Origin of the sequence: Phenylobacterium sp., assembly GCF_031181185.1 — a bacterium.
Taxonomy (GTDB): domain Bacteria; phylum Pseudomonadota; class Alphaproteobacteria; order Caulobacterales; family Caulobacteraceae; genus Phenylobacterium.
Genome location: NZ_JAPSKZ010000243.1, coordinates 1 through 4421 on the forward strand (window position 1 = coordinate 1; position 4421 = coordinate 4421).

Genomic DNA, 4421 nt, shown 5'->3' on the forward strand with positions numbered 1-4421 from the left:
TCTCGGGCCTGTCGGTCAGGCAGATCGCCCGCGCCTTCCTGGTCTCGGAGGCGGCTATGGAGCAGCGGATCACCCGGGCCAAGCGCCAGGTGGGCGCCGGCGGCGTCGCCTTCGGCGCCCCGACCCCGGCCGAGCGGGCGGAACGCGTCGCCGCCGTGCTGGCCATGCTCTACCTGGTCTTCAACGAGGGCTACTCGGCCGGCGACAACCCGGCCCGCGCCGAATTCTGCGGCGAGGCCATCCGGCTCACCCGCCTGCTGCTGCGCCTCTACCAGACCGAGCCCGAGGTCATGGGTCTCCTGGCCCTGATGCTGATCCAGCACGCCCGCAGCCCCGCTCGCTTCGACGAGGACGGCCAGATCATCCTCCTGGAAGACCAGGACCGCGGCCGCTGGGACGGCAAGATGATCGCCGAGGGCCTAGCGCTGATCGACAAGGCCATGCGCCACCGCCGCCCCGGCCCCTACCAGGTGCAGGCGGCGATCGCCGCCCTCCACGTCCGCGCGTCCACCCCGGCCGAAACCGACTGGGCCCAGATCGACCGCCTCTACGCCACGCTGGAACGGCTGACGCCCTCGCCGGTGGTCACGCTCAACCGCGCCGTCGCCGTCAGCAAGGTCGAGGGCCCCCAGGCCGCCCTCGATATGGTGGAGCCCCTGGCCGACCGGCTCGGCGGCTACTTCCATTTCTATGGCCTGAAGGGCGCCCTCCTCCTGGAGCTCGGCCGCAAGCCCGAGGCGCGGGAGGCCTTCGACCGCGCCATCGCGCTCGCCAACACCGCCGCCGAGGCCGCCCACATCCGCCAGCACCTGGACCGTCTGATCCAGGAGCACGCCCCGCCTGCGGACCAGCCCGGCGCCGCCTGACAGAAAAATTTACCGGCTGCTGTCGGCGTCCCGTGCTTCCGTTCGTCCTTCGGCCAGGACGGAAGAAGGAGAAGTCCGATGTCGGAAGTGCTCGAACCTCAAGCCCCTGCCAAGGTCGAACCCAAGGGCGGGGTCGTCCCCTACCTGAACGTCGACGGCGCGATCAAAGCCGCCGAGCTCTACGTGAAGGCCTTCGGCGCCGAGATCGCAGCCCAGCATCCGCCGGACGACCAGGGCCGGACGATGCACGTCCACCTTTTCATCAACGGCAGCTCGGTGATGCTGTCCGACTTCTATCCCGAGCACGGCCATGGCTTCGAGAAGCCCCAGGCCTTCGCCTTGACGCTGATGGTCGACGACATCCAGGCCTGGTTCAAACGGGCGGTTGCGGCCGGCTGCGCCGCGGCCATGGAGCCGCAGAAGATGTTCTGGGGCGACTGGTACTGCGAAGTCGTCGATCCGTTCGGCGTCCGCTGGTCGATGAACCAGGGCGAATAGGCGCCCCCGCGCCCATCGCCCCCGGCGGCGGCCGTCCTCCCCCGGCCGCCGCTACAGCCCAGCCTGCGACTGTTAATCCATTCGACTTCCAGGGATTCCCCATCGGATACTCCCAGGTGATTCGAATGGCGGACCCATGCGGCGGCTGACGCTCACGCTCCTCTGCGCGACCTATCTCTGCCTCTCGCTGATCGTCGCCCTGACGCTCTGGCGGAACGGCGGCGGCTGGGGCGCGGGCGTGGCGGCGCTGGTCGGGGGCCTGGGCCTCTGCTTCGCCTTCCATGGCCTCATCGCGCGCGCCCTCGACTCCACCGCCATCAAGGGTGAGATCGACGCCGTCCGCGAAGCCCACAAGATCCTGCTCGATCAGGTCGAGCGCCTGGACGCCCGGCTCACCCAGATGGCGGAGGCGGTCGAGACCGACCTCACGCGCTCGGAAGAACTCTCCGACGAAGTCCAGATGCTGGAGGGCCTGGTCCAGCGGATGCAGCAGCGCCTGGACGAGGGCGGCGCCGCGCCCGCCGTCATCGGCCGCCCGGGTGAGCCGCGCCGTTCGGCCGGCCTGTTCGAGACGGTCCGGGAGGCCCTGGCCGAGAACCGCGTCGACCTCTACCTGCAACCGGTCGTCGCGCTGCCTCAGCGCAAGACGGTGTTCTACGAAAGCTTCTCGCGGCTGCGCGACGCCACCGGCCGGGTGATCATGCCGGCCGAATACCTGACGGTCGCCGAGCCCGCCGGCCTCGTCACGGCCATCGACAACCTGCTGCTGTTCCGGTGCGTGCAGATCGTCCGCCGGCTCGCCAAGCAGGACCGCCGCATCGGCATCTTCTGCAACGTCTCGATGGCCAGCCTCGCCGATGAGGTGTTCTTCCCGCAGTTCCTGGACCTGCTCTCGGCCAACCGCGACCTCGCCGGCGCGCTGATCTTCGAGATCGGCCAGGCGGCCTTCGACGCCCGCGGCTCCATCGAGGCGCGCAACATGGGCAAGCTGGCCGAGCTCGGCTTCCGTTTCAGCCTCGACAAGGTCGTCGACCTGGATCTCGACCTGCAGGACCTTGCCCGCGCCGACGTGAAGTTCGTGAAGGTGGGCGCGCAAGGCCTGCTCGACGAGCTGACTGAGGTCGAGGGGCGCCTCGTCCTGCGCTCGCTGCCGGACCTCGCCGCCGAGGACTTCGCCCAGCTCACCCGCCGCTACGGCATCGAGCTCATCGCCGAGAAGGTCGAGACCGAGCGACAGGTCGTCGACATCCTCGAGCTCGAGATCGGCTTCGGCCAGGGCCACCTGTTCGGTGAGCCCCGCGCGATCCGCGACCAGGTGCTGGCGGAGGCCGGGGCCCCGCCGCGCGCCGTCCAGCCCACGCCGCTCCGCCGCGCCGCTTTCGGCTAGCATCCGCGATTGACGGAACCGGGCCGCGCCGATACCGCCGCGGACCATGACCTCCCCCAAGCCGGCCTCCGGCCTGTCCGAGATCGCCGACCGCTACGACGTCGTGCTCTGCGACATCTGGGGCGTGATCCACAACGGCCGCGAGAGCTTCCCCGCCGCCTGCGAGGCGCTCGCCCGGTTCAAGGCCGAACGCGGGCCGGTGATCCTGATCTCCAATGCGCCCCGTCCGAACCCGCCGGTCGTCGAGCAGCTGGGCGGCTTCGGCGTCACGCCGGCGTCGTTCAGCGAGGTCGTCACCTCGGGCGACGCCACCCGCACCCTGCTGGCCGAGCGCGCGCCTGGGCCTTTCTGGAAGCTGGGACCCGACCGCGACTGGCCGCTGTACGAGGGCCTGAGCCTGCAGTTCGTTGACCTGGCCGAGGCCCGCTACATCTCCTGCACCGGCCCGTTCGACGACGAGACCGAGACGCCCGAGGACTACCGGGAGCGCTTCCGCGACGCGGTCGCCCGCGGCCTGCCGATGATCTGCGCCAACCCGGACATCGTGGTTCAGCGCGGCGACCGGCTGATCTACTGCGGCGGCGCGCTCGCCCAGCTCTACGAGGCGCTGGAAGGCCGGGTGCTGATGGCCGGCAAGCCGCATCCGGCGATCTACGACCTGGCGCTGGAAAAGGCCGCCGCGCGCCTCGGCGGTCCGGCGGACCGCAAGCGCGTGCTCTGCATCGGCGACGGCCTGGGCACCGACATCCGCGGCGCCAACGCGCAAGGCCTCGACGCGCTGTTCATCGCCAACGGCATCCACGGCAAGGAAACGGTCCGCGACGGCGCGCTCGACCTCTCGGTCGCCCAGCACCTGCTGGAGATCGAAGGCCTCAGCGCCGCCTGGGCCATGGCCGATCTCGTCTGGTAAGAACCATCGACAACCGCCGGAGGGGACGCGTTTGCAGGGCCTGTTTTTCGAAGAGCTGACGATCGGCCGCTCGGCCGAGATGACCCGCGTGGTGGGCGAGGCCGACATCCAGGCCTTCGCCCAGGTCTCGGGCGACGAGAACCCGGTCCACCTCGACGCGGAATACGCCAAGGGCACGTCCTTCGGCGAGCGCATCGCCCACGGCATGCTGTCGGGCGCCTACATCTCGGCCGTGCTGGGCACCAGGCTTCCGGGCCCAGGCGCGATCTACCTCTCCCAGGCCTTGACCTTCCGCCGGCCGGTGCGCATCGGCGACGCGGTGACCGCCCGCGTGACGGTGAAGGCCCTGGACGAGCGCCGCGGCCGCGTCACCCTCGAGACCGTCTGTGAAGTCGACGGCCGGTCCGTGGTCGACGGCGAGGCCGTGGTCATCGCCCCCCGCAAGCCCGCATGAAGCGCATCCGGGTCATCCGCGGCTGGAAGAATCTGCCGCCTGAAGACCGCGGCGCGGCGCTCGCCATGGGCAGCTTCGACGGCGTGCACCGCGGCCACCAGCAGGTGATCGCGCTGGCCGCCCAGGCGGCGGGCAGCCTGAAGGCGCCGCTCGGGGTGATCACCTTCGACCCGCACCCGCGCGTCTATTTCCGGCCCGACGAGCCGGCCTTCCGGCTGATGAAGACCGACCAGCAGGCGCGCGCCCTCGAAGCCCTGGGCGTCGACGTCCTCTACGTCCTGCCGATGGACGCCGAGGTGGCTGGCA

The 4421-nt window shown here is 70.5% G+C and carries 5 protein-coding genes and 1 pseudogene; all 6 read left to right on the forward strand.

The features are described 5' to 3' along the window. A partial coding sequence (locus RIF93_RS18975; RefSeq protein ID WP_309093014.1) for a DUF6596 domain-containing protein occupies positions 1 to 866 on the forward strand: 866 nt, incomplete at its 5' end. Positions 867 to 944: 78 nt separating this feature from the next. Beyond that, positions 945 to 1364: a VOC family protein gene (locus tag RIF93_RS18980; RefSeq protein ID WP_309093015.1), complete on the forward strand. Its 420-nt coding sequence runs from the start codon at positions 945 to 947 to the stop codon at positions 1362 to 1364. A 136-nt stretch (positions 1365 to 1500) separates the two neighbouring features. Then, complete coding sequence (locus tag RIF93_RS18985) at positions 1501 to 2751, forward strand: EAL domain-containing protein (protein ID WP_309093016.1); 1251 nt, start codon at positions 1501 to 1503, stop codon at positions 2749 to 2751. A 46-nt stretch (positions 2752 to 2797) separates the two neighbouring features. After that, complete coding sequence (locus RIF93_RS18990) at positions 2798 to 3661, forward strand: TIGR01459 family HAD-type hydrolase (RefSeq protein WP_309093017.1); 864 nt, start codon at positions 2798 to 2800, stop codon at positions 3659 to 3661. A gap of 31 nt (positions 3662 to 3692) precedes the next feature. Beyond that, positions 3693 to 4115, forward strand: a complete 423-nt coding sequence (locus tag RIF93_RS18995) for a MaoC family dehydratase (protein WP_309093018.1) — start codon at positions 3693 to 3695, stop codon at positions 4113 to 4115. Beyond that, a pseudogene (locus RIF93_RS19000) lies at positions 4112 to 4421 on the forward strand (bifunctional riboflavin kinase/FMN adenylyltransferase); the annotation flags it as partial. The gene RIF93_RS18995 and the pseudogene RIF93_RS19000, both read left to right, overlap by 4 nt.